The organism is Pseudomonas sp. SK2 (assembly GCF_016772395.1).
In the GTDB taxonomy this organism is placed as follows: domain Bacteria; phylum Pseudomonadota; class Gammaproteobacteria; order Pseudomonadales; family Pseudomonadaceae; genus Aquipseudomonas; species Aquipseudomonas taiwanensis.
This window is the reverse complement of record NZ_CP061944.1, coordinates 5,388,940-5,403,235: the sequence shown is the minus strand read 5'-3', so window position 1 is coordinate 5,403,235 and position 14,296 is coordinate 5,388,940. Positions and strand designations below refer to the sequence as shown.

At 60.9% G+C, this 14,296-nt stretch carries 14 protein-coding genes; 6 read left to right on the top strand and 8 right to left on the bottom strand.

The window, feature by feature from the left end:
* Positions 1-4 precede the first annotated feature (4 nt).
* The gene (gene cls, locus IF103_RS24530) at positions 5-1,444 is read right to left on the bottom strand and encodes a cardiolipin synthase (protein ID WP_023383097.1); all 1,440 of its coding nucleotides are present in this window, start codon (positions 1,442-1,444) and stop codon (positions 5-7) included.
* A gap of 131 nt (positions 1,445-1,575) precedes the next feature.
* Here cls and IF103_RS24525 point away from each other — a divergent pair, with 131 nt between their 5' ends.
* Positions 1,576-2,103, top strand: a complete 528-nt coding sequence (locus IF103_RS24525) for a DUF3617 domain-containing protein (protein WP_023383096.1) — start codon at positions 1,576-1,578, stop codon at positions 2,101-2,103.
* A 4-nt stretch (positions 2,104-2,107) separates the two neighbouring features.
* Here the strand turns inward: IF103_RS24525 and folE2 are convergent, their stop codons facing one another.
* Positions 2,108-2,995: a GTP cyclohydrolase FolE2 gene (gene folE2 / locus IF103_RS24520; RefSeq protein WP_023383095.1), complete on the bottom strand. Its 888-nt coding sequence runs from the start codon at positions 2,993-2,995 to the stop codon at positions 2,108-2,110.
* A 23-nt stretch (positions 2,996-3,018) separates the two neighbouring features.
* A complete protein-coding gene (locus IF103_RS24515; RefSeq protein ID WP_023383094.1) occupies positions 3,019-3,399 on the bottom strand; it encodes a hypothetical protein in 381 nt (126 codons plus the stop codon).
* Between the two features lie 111 nt (positions 3,400-3,510).
* On the opposite strand from IF103_RS24515, the gene zigA reads away from it, so the two are divergent.
* From zigA to IF103_RS24500, 3 genes are read left to right on the top strand one after another with little or no spacing between them, the layout of a single operon-like run.
* Positions 3,511-4,719: a zinc metallochaperone GTPase ZigA gene (gene zigA, locus IF103_RS24510; RefSeq protein ID WP_023383093.1), complete on the top strand. Its 1,209-nt coding sequence runs from the start codon at positions 3,511-3,513 to the stop codon at positions 4,717-4,719.
* Entirely contained in the window at positions 4,716-5,342 is a 627-nt protein-coding gene (locus tag IF103_RS24505) for a DUF1826 domain-containing protein (RefSeq protein ID WP_023383092.1), read from the top strand. Before zigA ends, IF103_RS24505 begins: the two co-directional genes overlap by 4 nt.
* 40 nt (positions 5,343-5,382) lie before the next feature.
* A complete protein-coding gene (locus tag IF103_RS24500; RefSeq protein ID WP_104881055.1) occupies positions 5,383-6,354 on the top strand; it encodes a CobW family GTP-binding protein in 972 nt (323 codons plus the stop codon).
* Here the strand turns inward: IF103_RS24500 and IF103_RS24495 are convergent, their stop codons facing one another.
* On the bottom strand, positions 6,355-6,747 hold the full coding sequence (locus IF103_RS24495; protein ID WP_023383090.1) for a DUF3301 domain-containing protein: 393 nt from the start codon (positions 6,745-6,747) through the stop codon (positions 6,355-6,357).
* 120 nt (positions 6,748-6,867) lie between these two features.
* On the opposite strand from IF103_RS24495, the gene pdxY reads away from it, so the two are divergent.
* Positions 6,868-7,740, top strand: coding sequence for a pyridoxal kinase PdxY (pdxY, locus tag IF103_RS24490; RefSeq protein WP_023383089.1), 873 nt, complete (start codon positions 6,868-6,870; stop codon positions 7,738-7,740).
* Here pdxY and IF103_RS24485 read toward each other — a convergent pair.
* Entirely contained in the window at positions 7,737-8,222 is a 486-nt protein-coding gene (locus IF103_RS24485) for an acyl-CoA thioesterase (RefSeq protein WP_023383088.1), read from the bottom strand. The two genes, pdxY and IF103_RS24485, sit on opposite strands and share 4 nt — an antisense overlap.
* 322 nt (positions 8,223-8,544) lie before the next feature.
* Here IF103_RS24485 and IF103_RS24480 point away from each other — a divergent pair, with 322 nt between their 5' ends.
* A complete protein-coding gene (locus IF103_RS24480) occupies positions 8,545-10,305 on the top strand; it encodes a cation:proton antiporter (protein WP_023383087.1) in 1,761 nt (586 codons plus the stop codon).
* A gap of 138 nt (positions 10,306-10,443) precedes the next feature.
* Here the strand turns inward: IF103_RS24480 and IF103_RS24475 are convergent, their stop codons facing one another.
* The 3 genes from IF103_RS24475 to uvrD form a co-directional block, all read right to left on the bottom strand.
* Positions 10,444-10,851 (bottom strand): SMI1/KNR4 family protein, encoded by a 408-nt coding sequence (locus IF103_RS24475; RefSeq protein WP_023383086.1) that lies wholly within the window; start codon positions 10,849-10,851, stop codon positions 10,444-10,446.
* 112 nt (positions 10,852-10,963) lie between these two features.
* A complete protein-coding gene (locus IF103_RS24470) occupies positions 10,964-11,818 on the bottom strand; it encodes a Tim44 domain-containing protein (protein WP_023383085.1) in 855 nt (284 codons plus the stop codon).
* A 198-nt stretch (positions 11,819-12,016) separates the two neighbouring features.
* Positions 12,017-14,203 (bottom strand): DNA helicase II, encoded by a 2,187-nt coding sequence (gene uvrD, locus IF103_RS24465; RefSeq protein ID WP_023383084.1) that lies wholly within the window; start codon positions 14,201-14,203, stop codon positions 12,017-12,019.
* Between the last annotated feature and the right edge of the window lie 93 nt (positions 14,204-14,296).

Here is a 14,296-nt window from a genome sequence, read left to right as displayed (position 1 = left end):
CCATTCAGAGAATCGGTGAGATCAGCCGGGCGATACGCATCCCAAGTTGTTGCAGGCGATGCGTGTCGCGGCTGTCTTCTGCGGTGATCTCCCTGGCATGCTCGAAGTCATGGGACAACATCGCTTCGACCTGGTCGGCGAACGTGCGGTCGATGGTCAGCAGGGTGATCTCGAAGTTCAGGCGAAACGAACGGTTATCCAGGTTCGCGCTACCGATAGCGCTGACCTCATCATCCACCAGTACCACCTTCTGGTGCAGAAAGCCCGGCAGGTACCGGAACATGCGCACGCCTGCGCGTACCGCTTCGAAGGCGAACAGACTGGAGGCGGCGTAGACGATCCTGTGGTCTGGGCGCGACGGAATCAAAATCCTCACATCCACGCCCCGTAGCACTGCCAGACGCAAGGCCGCGAACACGGCTTCGTCGGGGATGAAGTAGGGGCTGGTTATCCAGACTCGCCGGGTCGCGGAATGGATCGCTTCGATGAAGAACAGCGAGCAGGTTTCCTGAGAGTCTGCCGGGCCACTGGCCAAGGCCTGGCAGAGTACGCCGTTCTCTGGGTACGCATCTGGCAGGATCAGCGGCGGTAGCTGGCGCGTGGCCCAGTACCAGTCTTCGGCGAACGACTCCTGAAGGCAGGCCAAGACAGGCCCGCTGACTTGCACATGGGTGTCGCGCCACGGTGACAATCGAGGATGCCCGCCCAGGTACTCATCACCCACATTGTGGCCACCGATGAAGCCCAGCAGGCCATCCACCACGACGATCTTGCGGTGATTGCGGAAGTTGACCTGGAAACGATTGAACCAGCCGCGGCGGGTGGCGAACGCATGGATCTGCACGCCGCCCTCACGCAGCACTTGGCTGTAGCTTGCTGGCAGCGCATGGCTACCAACCCGATCGTAAAGCACGAAGACCCTCACCCCCTCGGCAGCTTTGCGTAACAACAGCTGCTGAAGCTCCTGGCCGATGACGTCATCGTGGATGATGAAGAACTGCACCAACACTGCTTCTTTGGCGTCGGCGATGGCAGCGAAAATGGCATCGAAGGTCGCCCTGCCATTGACCAGCAACTTCACCTGGTTGTTAGCCAGGCAAGGCATGCGCCCAAGTTTGGGCATGGCACGCAGGGCGGCGTAGCTTTCCGACTCTCTGGCCGTGAGGGCTTCCTCGACCCAGGGCCGCCAGTTGAGGTTAGCCATGGCCACGTGCATTTCCTGGTTGGCCTGGCGTCGGGCGTGGATGTAGGCGTAGAAGGAGCGGGCGCCGAACACCAGGTAGGGGATCAACGTGAAGTAGGGAATGAAGAAGAGTGACATCGCCCAGGCGATTGCGCCTTGGGCAGTGCGCACGGTGAACACCGCATGGAGGGCGGCGAAAATCCCGATCAGGTGAATCACACCAAGCACGTAACCGAAGAAGTAGGGGCTGTGGTAATCCATACGCATCCTGCTTGCCGAATACACTTGGGCTAACAGAACACGTTCAGGGTGTGGCTTGCAACCTGCGTGCGGTTTTAGCGTCTAAGGCTCAGTCCGGCCCGTTGACCGGTTTTCTCTAGGAGCGTTCGTCCATGAAGATTCGTCTGCCACTGTTGGTCTTGGCCGTGGGCCTGAGTAGCCCCGTGGTGCATGCGCAGATGTTGCAACCAGGCCTGTGGGAACTGACCACCAGCAACATGCAGGTCGATGGTAAACCGCTGCCCGACATGGAATTCATGCTCGGCCAACTGAAAAATCTTCCACCGGAGCAGCGGGCGATGATGGAGGGGGTGTTGGCCAAACAAGGTGTGACGGTAGGGGGCAAGGGCGTGCGTTCGTGCCTCACGCCGGAGCAGGTCAAGACCAACGACATCCCCCTGCAGGATCCTCAGTCCGGATGCACGCAGAAGATCACCGACCGCACGGGTAATGTCTGGAAGTTCCAGTTCAGTTGCCCTCGCGCCCAAGGCAGCGGGCAAGCGACTTTCCTCAGCGATCGGGAGTTTCACACGCAGGTCAGCGGGACCTTCAATGCCTCCGGGGTTCAGCAGCAGGGCAGCATGAATACCAAAGCGGTCTGGCTGGGAAATGATTGCGGTACCGTCAAACCACGAAGCTGATGGTTCACCATTGCCACTGGCTCGTGGCGACCGCGTCGTGGGCATGCAGACTTTCCGCATGTTCCACGCGCAAGGTGAAAGCAGTGCTCCAACTCAACTGCCGCAGCGTCTGATGAACGCGTCGTGCGGCGTCCTCACAGAACATCAGGTTCTGTCCGTTGGCCAGTGCGAAGGCTTGTTCATCGGCGCGCTTGACCGCCGTCTGCACCGGCGTGCCCAGGCTCGATTCGATGCTATCGATCAGTTCGGTCACGGGTAAACGGTCCAAGTTATCCTGCAATCGTACGCCCACCAGTGCCAGGCTGCGTTGGCTATGGGGTGTCGCGACGATTCCCTGGGTGCTGCCCAGCCACTGCAATACGGCTTCATGATTGATCGGTTGCCCGGCAAAATCTGCCTGAAACTGCTGTTGAATCAATTGTCTGGCCAAGGCCGCCGAGCAGGGGCAGGTCGACGAATAGGGCACACGCACCGATAGTTCCACGTGGAACATTTCGTGTTCCATCCTAGCGTCCACGGTGATGGCGTAACTTTTCCAACCCGCCAACGGGCTGACCAAGGCTGGCCGTTTCAGCAGATGATCGAAACGTAGGCGCAGGTATGCACCGGATGACAGCTCCGCGTGGCTGGCCAGAAACTCCGCCAGGCATCGCCGAATGGCGAGTGGAGTGAGTGGTTGCCGCTCCAATGCTTCCAACGAAAGGTACAGCCGCGACATGTGAATACCGCGCGATGCTCCGTCGCTCAGGTTCACCCCTGCGTCGGCCAGTGCAGCCACGCTGCGTGTCTCGAACTGAATAGGCACGGCGATCCCACACATGCCAACCCAGTCCAGCGGGGTTGCGTGCTGTTGGGTTTGTGCGGCGATATCGGGAAGCGTGAGGCTGGTCATGTGAATATCCAAGGGAAGTATTGTCAGCGGCAACCGCCGACCAGGCTGCAATGCAGGTTGAACCGGGCTCCGCTGGAGCTCGATACACGATTGAGCGTGGTCCAGCCGACGCGGTGGCTGTAGCCGACCCAAGCTTCGCCGTCGCTGGCCAGACCAGTGAAAAAGGTCATCGCGCCGAAGCGGCTATTGGTCTGTGCCCACAAGCGGCGGCTGGCGCTGTCATAACCCCGCAGGTAAAGCGTGCCCCGTTCGCTGCGCACGCTGTAGTAATTGCCTTTGCCATCTTGGCAGGCCAGCAGCGTGGCGCTGCGTGTGCACAGCGCCAGGTTGCCGACCTTGGGCATGGCGAACAGTGGCAAAGGCGTGAAAAGCAGCAGCAATGCCACCGCGCGCGACAGGTTCATTTACAGCTCCGGGCAACACGTCCGACGAGAACGGCTTGGCGAAATTGTATTGTTACTTTATAACATTATGCAATGCATCGTTTCGAATGCGTCCGCCTGATGAGGTTTACCATGTCCAATCGCTTACCCGTTACCGTGTTGTCCGGCTTCCTTGGAGCGGGCAAGAGCACGTTGCTCAACCATGTCCTGCGTAACCGCGACAACCTGCGTGTGGCGGTGATCGTCAACGACATGAGCGAAATCAACATCGACGCCAGTGAAGTGCAGCGCAACGTCAGCCTTAACCGCGCTGAAGAAAAACTGGTGGAGATGAGCAACGGCTGCATCTGCTGCACGCTACGGGAAGATCTGCTGGAGGAAGTTGCCCGGTTGGCGCAGGAGAAGCGTTTCGATTACCTGCTGATCGAGTCCACGGGGATTTCCGAACCCTTGCCCGTGGCGGAAACTTTCACTTTCCGCGACGAGCAAGGGCGCAGTCTGTCTGACATGGCGCGCCTGGACACCATGGTTACCGTCGTCGATGGCCTGAACTTCATGCGTGACTACCAGGCGGCCGAAAGCTTGGCCAGCCGTGGTGAGACACTGGGCGAGGAGGATGAACGCTCGATCAGCGACCTGCTGATCGAGCAGGTGGAATTTGCCGATGTGCTGTTGCTGAGCAAGATCGACCTCATCAGCCAGCACGAGCGAGAAGAGCTGACGGCCATCTTGCGCAGCCTGAACGCTCGGGCGCAGATCGTGCCGATGGTCATGGGGCAGGTGCCGCTGGCGCGCATCCTGGACACGGGTCTGTTCGACTTCGACCAAGCTGCACAGTCGCCGGGCTGGTTACGTGAGCTGCGGGGCGAGCACGTGCCAGAGACTGAGGAATACGGCATCGCCGCGAGCACCTGGCAGGCCCGTCGACCCCTGCATCCACAACGCTTCTTTGATTTTATCCACAGCCCTTGGAGCAATGGTCGTTTACTGCGCTCCAAGGGGTTCTTCTGGCTTGCTAGCAAGTTTCAGGAGGCCGGCAGTTGGTCGCAGGCTGGCGGCATGATGCGCCATGGGTTGGCGGGGCGTTGGTGGCGGTTCGTGCCGAAGGAGCAATGGCCTCAGGACGAGGAGAACATCGCCGCCATTCTTAAGCTGTGGACCGAAGAATGCGGAGATTGCCGGCAGGAGCTTGTATTCATCGGGCAGAACATCGACTTCGAGAGGTTATCCACAGAGCTCGATGCATGCCTGTTGACCGACCAGGAGATGGCGCTTGGCGCAATGGCTTGGCTGCGGTTGCCTGATCCTTTTGGTCCCTGGCATGAGGAGGCGGCGGCATGACGCCCGCGCTCAGGGCTGTGGATATCCGTCAGGTCGCAGGTGAATCACCGCGCAGCCTGTCCGACATTCTGCTCGATGGCGTCAACCTGGCCGTGTGGCAACGTCGACTGCCGGTCCAGGTGCAGGACTTTGCCAGCTTGCTGCTCGGTCAAGGCCAATTGCTGGCGGATGCGCGTGTGCTGGAGGTGAATGAAGATCGCCCGCTCCAACTGAGCCCTCTATTGCCCGAGGCGGCTGATCTGCATGGTTACGAAGGGTTCGTCGCCGATGTCTACTGGCTGGTCTCTGCGTTTACCTGCCTTGTCGGTGCGCGCCGTGTCGGCCTGCGTGTGCGCGTACTGGAGGGGGCCATGTGTCCCCGCTTTCATGTTGATCATGTGCCTTTGCGCTTGCTCACGACCTACGCCGGCCCCGGTAGCGAGTGGTTACCCGAGGGGTCTATAGCCCGCGACGGCCTGTCGCTGGCGCACGAGCCTGTGGATAAGATACAGCGCCTGCAAGCGGGCGAAGTTGCCATTCTCAAAGGTGAGAAATGGTTGGGTAACGAAGGTGCCGGATTGGTCCATCGTTCGCCGTCGAGTAACGAGCGGCGTTTGCTGCTCAGTCTTGACTGGTTGGCGTGACGGGGCATAGTGGGTGACACACCCGCCTTGAACTCATCGCATGCTGCAGAATATTCCCACCCATGTCATCGCCGGTCCCTTGGGCGCTGGCAAGACCAGTCTGGTTCGCCAGTTGCTGGCCCAGCGCCCACTCAATGAGCGTTGGGCGGTACTGGTCAACGAGTTTGGGCAAATAGGACTGGATGCCGCCCTGCTGCACCGCGATGACGATGGCATTGCCATCGGCGAGGTGGCAGGAGGCTGCCTGTGCTGCGTCAATGGCATGCCGTTTCAGGTAGGATTGGGCCGGCTGCTGCGCAAAGCTCGGCCCGACCGCCTGTTCATCGAACCCTCGGGGCTGGGTCACCCTGTGCAGCTGTTGAAGCAGCTTGGGCAAGCGCCGTGGACTGGGGTCCTGGCTGTCCAGCCGCTGTTGATGGTGGTGGACGCAGAAGCGCTGGCGCGCGGCGAGCCTCTGGCAGATGCTCAAGCACAGGCGTTACAGGCATCGGGTTTGGTGGTTTTCAATAAGGCCGCTGCTGTGGATGAACAGAAACGGCTGTTGATAACTGCCGCCTTGGCCGGCCAGGAAGGCTACTGGACGGACTTTGGCGCATTGCCCTTGGCCCGACTTCCGGTTTCGTCCACAGGGACGGCCGGTCGAGGTTCGGTAGAAGCACTGGCTGTGGGTAATGCGCCGGCTCCACCTCAGCCCCTGTGGACAGACCCACGAATCCCAATGTGCCTTGTCCACGCGGGAGAGGAGAGTTGGAGCATCGGTTGGCGCTGGCACCCCAGCCAGTGTTTCGATCAGCAGCGGCTGCGCGGTCTTCTTGAGTCCTGGCCTTGGCGTCGCGCCAAGGGTGTTATCCACAGTGCGCAGGGCTGGAAATCGTTCAACGGTGTCCATGGCAGGGCGCCTGATTGGCAGCCCAGCGATTGGCGCAGGGACACCCGTATCGAATTGATCTTCGACCAAGCCCAGCCCCAGCAAGTCCTGCAGGACGCGCTGGCTGACTGCCGGATCGATTGATCAATTGCGCCAGCGGTTGTGCTCCTGGCGCCACTGCTGCATCTCGATCACGTTGTCGCCGCGAGGCGGGGTCTTGATCTCGAACGGGTAAGGCGCCAATTCGATCTGCATACTGTGGGCACCGAATTGCGTTACGGTGCCTGGGTGACGTTGCTCGCCTGTGACAGTGAACTCGAAGGCGTATACCCGCGCCAAGCGCTTGCGCCCATTGGCATCGCGGACAAAGGCGATGCGCTTGAGGGCGACGGCGTCGTCGAGCAGCTCAAGGTCGAGCTTGGCGCAATGCTGCTTGACCCGTTCCAAGGCTTTTTCGCGCAGCCCATGGTTGTGCCACAACCAAGCGCCTGCCGTGGCCACCAGCATCAGGACGAGAAGATTCTCAAGGGTCAACATTTGCATATGCTCCAAACAGGTCGAACCAGCTTAACTGCGTCCCTGGCCTGTCGTACAGGTGGCAATCGAGTTCATACTGCGCTGCGCACAATCCTTGAAACAGCTTTGGAAATCTCCCGCATGAAACGTACCCCGCACCTGCTCGCAATCCAGTCCCATGTGGTGTTTGGCCATGCCGGAAACAGTGCTGCGGTGTTTCCCATGCAGCGTATCGGGGTCAACGTCTGGCCGCTCAATACCGTGCAGTTTTCCAATCACACTCAGTATGGCCAGTGGGCAGGAGAAGTGCTTGCTCCAGCGCAAATTCCTGCGTTGGTGGAAGGCATTAGCAACATCGGGGAGCTAGGCAACTGTGACGCCGTGCTTTCCGGCTACCTGGGCAGTGCGGAGCAAGGGCGGGCGATTCTGGCGGGAGTGGAGCGTATCAAGGCGGTGAACCCGAATGCCTTGTACCTGTGCGACCCGGTCATGGGCCATGCGGAAAAGGGCTGTATCGTCCCGGTCGAGGTGAGCGAGTTCCTGCTCGAAGAGGCCGTCGCGAAGGCTGACATTCTATGTCCGAATCAGCTGGAGCTGGACAGCTTCTGCGGCCGGCGCGCAGAGTCGCTGGCCGATTGCGTGGCCATGGCGCGCAGCCTGCTCAAGCGTGGCCCGCAGGTGGTGCTGGTCAAGCACGTGTCCTACCCCGATCGGGCGCCAGATTCGTTCGAGATGCTGCTGGTTACCGAGCAGGCGAGCTGGCATCTGAAGCGGCCGCTGCTGGCCTTCCCGCGCCAGCCGGTGGGTGTCGGTGACCTTACCTCGGGGCTGTTCCTGGCGCGTGTGCTGCTGGGGGACAGCTGGCAGCAGGCCTTCGAGTTCACTGCGGCGGCGGTGCACGAGGTATTGCTGGAAACCCAAGCCTGCACCAGCTACGAATTGCAGCTGGTGAGGGCCCATGATCGCATCGCCCATCCGCGTGTGCGCTTCGAGGCGCAACGCCTGGCGTTCTAGATCGAGTCGGTCTTCAGGTCCTGGTAGCGCTTTTCCAGTTCCTGGCGGATCTGGCGGCGCTGCTGGCCTTGCAGGAAGCGCCGCTTCTCTTCGCTGGTTTGTGGCTGACGCGGTGGTACCTGGACCGGGCGGCGATTGTCATCGACAGCCACCATGGTGAAGAAGCAGCTGTTTGAGTGGCGAACGGAGCGTTCGCGGATGTTCTCGGTCACCACCTTGATGCCCACCTCCATCGAGGTATTGCCGGTGTAGTTGACCGAAGCCAGGAAGGTCACCAGTTCGCCGACGTGTACCGGCTCACGGAATATCACCTGGTCCACCGACAGCGTCACCACGTAGCTGCCGGCATATCGGCTGGCGCAGGCGTAAGCCACTTCATCGAGATACTTGAGCAGGGTGCCGCCATGTACGTTGCCGGAGAAGTTGGCCATGTCCGGCGTCATCAAAACGGTCATAGTCAGCTGGGCGTTTCCAGGTTCCATAGAGTGCTCACGGTGAGGTTGCGCTGAAGCGGGGTGGGTATCTACAGACACGTCGGTTCCCCTCTTGGTGTTTGCCATCCTGATACGGGACGTTGGCTGACGCTCCATCGTCACGCCGATCACGCCATCGGCGGCGGTTAAGTAGCCGATCTGTTTCTGCATATTGCACCGGCAATTTGCGGCGAGGTGCGATGTTAACCTGAGTACGCCCCTGCAACATGGGCTTTCCAGCATTCAATACAGTATGTACTTGCTGCTCGCTCGGGGCTGCTTTGGCAGAGGAGCGGTCTGCCTTGGCATCGAGAAAAAGGAGAATCGCGCCATGCATGCCATCAGCTTCATCCAGGACCTCGCAGTGATCATGCTTGTCGCTGGTGTCGTGACCATTCTCTTTCATCGGCTCAAACAGCCCGTGGTGCTGGGCTACATCGTCGCAGGCTTCATCATCGGCCCGCACACTCCGCCCTTTGGCCTGATCCACGACGAAGACACCATCAAGACCCTGGCCGAGCTTGGGGTGATCTTCCTGATGTTCTGCCTGGGCCTTGAGTTCAGTCTGCGCAAACTGTTCAAGGTCGGTGCCACCGCCTTCATCGCAGCGTTTCTGGAAATCGTCCTGATGATCTGGATCGGCTTCGAGATAGGCCGCTGGTTCGGCTGGAGCACCATGGATTCGCTGTTCCTAGGGGCGATCCTGGCGATTTCGTCGACCACCATCATCGTCAAGGCGCTCAATGACCTGAAGATGAAGAACGAGCGTTTCGCACAGCTGATCTTCGGCGTGCTAATCGTCGAGGACATCCTCGGTATCGGCATCATCGCCTTGCTGTCAGGAATCGCGGTCAGTGGCACTGTCAGCTCCGGGGAAGTGTTTTCCACCGTAGGCAAGCTGTCCTTGTTCATGATCGTGGCGCTGGTCATCGGCATTCTGCTGGTGCCGAGGCTGTTGGCCTACGTCGCCAAATTCGAAAGCAACGAGATGCTGCTGATCACCGTGCTTGGGCTGTGCTTTGGCTTCTGCCTGCTGGTGGTGAAGCTCGAATACAGCATGGTACTGGGGGCCTTCCTGATTGGCGCGATCATGGCCGAGTCGCGGCAGTTGCTGAAAATCGAACGCCTGATCGAACCCGTTCGCGACCTGTTCAGCGCGATCTTCTTCGTCGCCATCGGTTTGATGATCGATCCTCAGGTGCTGGTCGATTATGCCTGGCCGATCGTGGTCATCACCTTGGCGGTGGTGCTGGGCAAAATGCTGTCCTGTGGCATGGGGGCATTCATTGCCGGCAATGACGGCCGCACGTCGCTACGCGTGGGCATGGGCCTTTCGCAGATTGGCGAGTTTTCGTTCATCATCGCTGCCTTGGGCATGACCCTGCAGGTAACCAGCGACTTCCTTTACCCCGTCGCCGTTGCGGTGTCGGCCATCACCACGCTGCTGACGCCGTATCTGATCCGCGCCGCTGATCCGCTTTCGATCAAACTCGGGCACGTGGTGCCGCGCCGCCTGGCACGGGTGCTGTCGCTGTATGGCGAGTGGTTGCGCAGCATCCAGCCGCAGGGCGAGGGCGCGATGCTGGCCGCGATGATCCGTCGCATCCTGCTGCAGGTGGGGGTGAATCTGGCACTGGTGATCGCGATCTTCTTCAGCGGAGGCTATTTTGCTGGCCGTATCGGCAATTGGCTGACCGAGTGGGTGAGCGATGTCAGTCAGCAGAAGGCGGTGATCTGGGGCGCTGCACTGCTGCTTTCGCTCCCGTTTCTGATTGCGGCCTATCGCAAGCTCAAGGCGCTGTCGATGCTGCTGGCGGAGATGGGCGTCAAGCCGGAGATGGCCGGGCGTCACACGCAGCGCGTGCGGAGGGTGATTGCCGAGGTGATCCCGCTGTTGTCGTTGCTGGTCATCTTCCTGCTGCTGTCGGCGCTATCGGCGAGCATTCTGCCCACCAGCGAGTTGCTGCTGGTGATCGCGGTGGTGGCGGCATTGGTGGTGGCGTTGCTTTGGCGTTGGTTCATACGCGTACACACGCGCATGCAAATCGCCCTGCTTGAAACCCTGGAGAACAGTCGCGATCACTCGCACTGAGCGGGTTGGGCTTTCTGCGCCAGCGTTCACCGAAGTCCGAGGGGATGGAGCGGTAGCGATGGCGCCAAGCGCAGAAAGCCTGGGGATTCTACGGGGCAAAATGGCCATGGGCCATTATTTTGTGAGTTTAATTCTCACTCAGCTTTCAAGCCAGACGTCCCGGGCCCAGTGCCAGACCGACTCCCAGCTGTCTTCGCCCAAGGCTTCCTCTTCGGCATCCCACAACACGACAGTGCCGTCTTCCTCGACGCAGTAGTAGTTGTCGCCGTCCTGGCAGATGGGGATCAGGTCGCGCGGTACGCCAGCATCCCAAGCGTTTGCCGCGACGTCGGGCAGGTAGGTGTGCGACTGCGGGTCGGTGACGGTTACCGGTTCAAGAGAGCCATAGACCACATCGCTGACGGTCAGCAGGAACTCTTTGAACACGAAAGGGATGTTGATGAACAGTTGTTCCTCGATCTCGACCAGCAGATCTTCGTCGGGAAGTTCCAAGGGTACCGGTACCGGCTCGTTGGCTTCACGGAGTTGTTCGATCACTTCTTCCACGGTTCACATCCTCTAACCTTGATGAACGCTGCGCGTTATACCCTAGTATCCCACTTTGGCAAAAGCAAAAACCCCGGGGCAAGCCCGGGGTTTTTTGCACAGCGTGCGTCGGTTAACCGTTCTGGCGGATACCGGCGACCAGCCACGGCTGGTTCTCGCCTTGAGCGCGAACCATGTGCCAGCTCTCGCTGAAGGCCTCACCTTGATCGAAGCGCGAATTCTTCGACACGCCACGGAAGGTCAGGGTAGCGTCGGTGCGGTCTGGGCGATCGTCTACACCGTCCAGTTGCACATCGAGGTTGTCGATGTAGGTGGACTGGAAGCCATCACCCAGTTCGGCACGTTCACGCTTGAGGAACTCGAGCATTTGCGGGGTCACGAACTCAGCGATCTTGTCCATCTCGTTGGCATCCCAGTGCTGCTGCAGCGCCTGGAAGTGGTTGCGAGCGGCGGCCAGGAAGTTCTGCTCGTTGAACCAGGCTGGTGCGTTGATCACCGGAGCGGCTGCGGCGGCTGGCGCGGCCGAACCACCGAAGATCGACGGCTGGGCAGGCTGGGCGTGAGCTTCACGCTGGAACGGCGCATGGCCAGGCGCGGCCATTTGCGGCTGCTGCTGGCGGCGGCGCGCAGCAATGAAGCGGAACACCAGGAACGCGATCAGGGCGACGATCAGGAAGTCCATGATCTGCAGGCCCTCGAAGCCGTCACCCATGAACATGGACGCCAGCAGGCCACCGGCGGCGAGGCCGGCGAGTGGGCCCAGCCAGCGCGAAGCACCGCTGGCGGCGGCCGGAGCACGGCCAGGAGCGGTCGGCGCGGCAGCAGGCGTGGTTGGCGTGGCCTGGCGGGTCTGGTGGATAGGCGCGGAGCCCGAACTCTTGCCGCCGCCGAAACGCTTGGCGTTGGCGTCCAGGCTCAGCGTCAGGCCGACGCAGAGCGCCAGAGCGATGCTAAGAAAACGTTGCATAAATGGGATTTCCCCTGTTGTGGATTGCACGCGCGTCATGTTGCACAGGTTCCTGGGCACATGACCAGCGTCATAATGTTTCGAGCTTTTGCCTGATGTTGCCAAGACCTTGTGGCGGGCAAGCCGGCTCCTGCCCGTATGGCACCGATCCCGAAATCCCGCAGGAGTCTACTTGCCAGCGATGGCGGCGCAGGAGCCTCAGATAGCCTCGAGCTTGGCGTACCCCAGCATGAGCCACTTGCTGCCTTCGGCGAAGTTGACCTGCACCCGTGCCTGGGCGCCGGAACCTTCGAAGTTGAGAATCACCCCTTCGCCGAACACTGCATGCTGCACGCGCTGGCCAAGGTTGAAGGCGGTCTGCGGAATACTGGCGTTGGCGAACAGGCTACTGGCCGAGCTGGTCTTCGCCCCACCGAATGGTCGGCTGACGCTATTGGACAAACGCACTTCCTGAACCAGGCCGGCCGGGATTTCCCGTACGAAACGCGACACTTTGTTGTAGGTCTCGCTGCCGTACAGGCGTCGGGTCTCGGCGTAAGTCATGATCAGCTGACGCATGGCGCGGGTAATGCCCACATACGCCAAGCGGCGTTCTTCCTCCAAGCGGCCAGGCTCTTCCAGGCTCATCTTGTGCGGGAACAGGCCTTCTTCCATGCCCACCAGGAACACATAGGGGAACTCCAGGCCCTTGGCGCTGTGCAGGGTCATCAGCTGAATGCTGTCCTCGTGCTCGTCGGCCTGCGCCTCGCCCGCTTCCAGCGACGCATGACCCAGGAAGGCCGAGAGCGGCGTCAGATCGGCATCTTCTTCGCCCGCTTCGAAGTTGCGTGCTGCGCTGACCAGTTCCTCAAGGTTTTCTACCCGTGCCTGGCCCTTTTCACCTTTTTCTTCCTGGTGATAGATGATCAAGCCGGACTGTTCGATGACCGTCTGGGTCATCAGGTGCAAGGGCATGTCAGCCGTTTTGCCTGTCAGGCTTTCGATCAACTCGATGAAGGCCCCCAGGGCGCTGGCGGCGCGCCCCTTGAGAGCCTTGGCGGCCAGCAACTGGCACATCGCCTCCCACATCGACAGTTGGCTGTGGCGGGCATGTTCACGGATGGCCTCGACGGTTTTCTCGCCGATGCCCCGTGGCGGTACGTTGATGACCCGCTCGAGAGCGGCATCGTTGCCACGGCCTTCGAGCAGGCGCAGGTAGGCCATGGCGTTCTTGATTTCGGCACGCTCGAAGAAGCGCTGGCCGCCGTAGATGCGATACGGGATGCGTTCGCGAAGCAGCGCCTCTTCCAATACCCGCGACTGGGCGTTGGAGCGATAGAGAATGGCGATGTCGCTGCGCGAGTTGCCTTGCTTGATGAGGCTCTCGATGGTCTCGACCACGTAGCGCGCTTCGTCATGCTCGTTGTAGGCGGCGTAGAGGGTCAGCGGTTCGCCTTCGCCCAGGTCCGTCCACAGCTCCTTGCCCAGGCGCCCGCTGTTGTTGGCGATCAGCGCGTTGGCGGCCTTGAGGATGCCGCCGGTGGAGCGATAGTTCTGCTCCAGGCGAATCAGTTCGGCGTCGGGGAAATCGGCGGTGTATTGGTGGATGTTCTCGATCTTGGCGCCACGCCAGCCGTAGATCGACTGGTCGTCGTCACCCACGGCCATCAGGCTCACGCCGCCGCCGGCCAGCAGGCGCAGCCAGGCGTACTGCACGGCGTTGGTATCCTGGAACTCGTCCACCAGTACATGGCGGAAGCGCCGTTGGTAGTGCTCCAGCAGGCCGGGGTGGTCGCGCCACAGGTCGAGGGCGCGCAGCAGCAGTTCGGAAAAGTCGATGACCCCGGCTCGCTCGCAAGCCTGTTCGTAGGCTTCGTAGATGCTGCGCATGGTGCCCAGGAACAGGTCGCCGCTGGCCTGGATGTGCTGCGGGCGAAGCCCTTCGTCCTTCTGCCCGTTGATGAACCATTGTGCCTGGCGTGCTGGCCAGCGCTGTTCGTCCAGCCCCAGGTCGCGGATCACCCGCTTGATCAGGCGCTGCTGGTCGTCGCTGTCGAGAATCTGGAAGTTCTGCACCAGCCGCGCCTCCTGCCAGTGCGCGCGCAGCAGGCGGTGAGCCAGGCCGTGGAAGGTACCGACCCACATGCCAGCCGGGTTGATGCCCAGCAATTGCTCGATTCGATGGCGCATTTCTGCTGCGGCCTTGTTGGTGAAGGTCACCGACAGGATCGAATGCGGTGAAGCCTGCTCGACCTGGATCAGCCAGGCGATACGGTGCACCAGCACACGGGTCTTGCCGGAGCCGGCGCCAGCAAGCACCAGTTGACGCCCCAGCGAGGCTGCTACGGCCTGGCGTTGGGCATCGTTGAGGGAGTTCAGCAGGAGGGAGAGGTCATCATTGTGCATCCGGCCATTCTAGGGCCGTGCAGGGGACAGGGGCAAACGCCGATGGGGCAAAACTTGCCGCTCGTCCGTTGCCGTTCATCCGGGCTTGTGCCA

Bases quoted from the DNA above. Each gene is read 5' to 3' on its own strand.
- IF103_RS24500 (WP_104881055.1), top strand. From the start codon at position 5,383: ATGCTGCAGAATATTCCCACCCATGTCATCGCCGGTCCCTTGGGCGCT.
- folE2 (WP_023383095.1), bottom strand. From the start codon at position 2,995: ATGACCAGCCTCACGCTTCCCGATATCGCCGCACAAACCCAACAGCAC.
- IF103_RS24495 (WP_023383090.1), bottom strand. From the start codon at position 6,747: ATGTTGACCCTTGAGAATCTTCTCGTCCTGATGCTGGTGGCCACGGCA.
- zigA (WP_023383093.1), top strand. From the start codon at position 3,511: ATGTCCAATCGCTTACCCGTTACCGTGTTGTCCGGCTTCCTTGGAGCG.
- cls (WP_023383097.1), bottom strand. From the start codon at position 1,444: ATGGATTACCACAGCCCCTACTTCTTCGGTTACGTGCTTGGTGTGATT.
- IF103_RS24505 (WP_023383092.1), top strand. From the start codon at position 4,716: ATGACGCCCGCGCTCAGGGCTGTGGATATCCGTCAGGTCGCAGGTGAA.
- pdxY (WP_023383089.1), top strand. From the start codon at position 6,868: ATGAAACGTACCCCGCACCTGCTCGCAATCCAGTCCCATGTGGTGTTT.
- IF103_RS24470 (WP_023383085.1), bottom strand. From the start codon at position 11,818: ATGCAACGTTTTCTTAGCATCGCTCTGGCGCTCTGCGTCGGCCTGACG.
- IF103_RS24515 (WP_023383094.1), bottom strand. From the start codon at position 3,399: ATGAACCTGTCGCGCGCGGTGGCATTGCTGCTGCTTTTCACGCCTTTG.
- IF103_RS24485 (WP_023383088.1), bottom strand. From the start codon at position 8,222: ATGGAACCTGGAAACGCCCAGCTGACTATGACCGTTTTGATGACGCCG.
- IF103_RS24480 (WP_023383087.1), top strand. From the start codon at position 8,545: ATGCATGCCATCAGCTTCATCCAGGACCTCGCAGTGATCATGCTTGTC.
- uvrD (WP_023383084.1), bottom strand. From the start codon at position 14,203: ATGCACAATGATGACCTCTCCCTCCTGCTGAACTCCCTCAACGATGCC.
- IF103_RS24525 (WP_023383096.1), top strand. From the start codon at position 1,576: ATGAAGATTCGTCTGCCACTGTTGGTCTTGGCCGTGGGCCTGAGTAGC.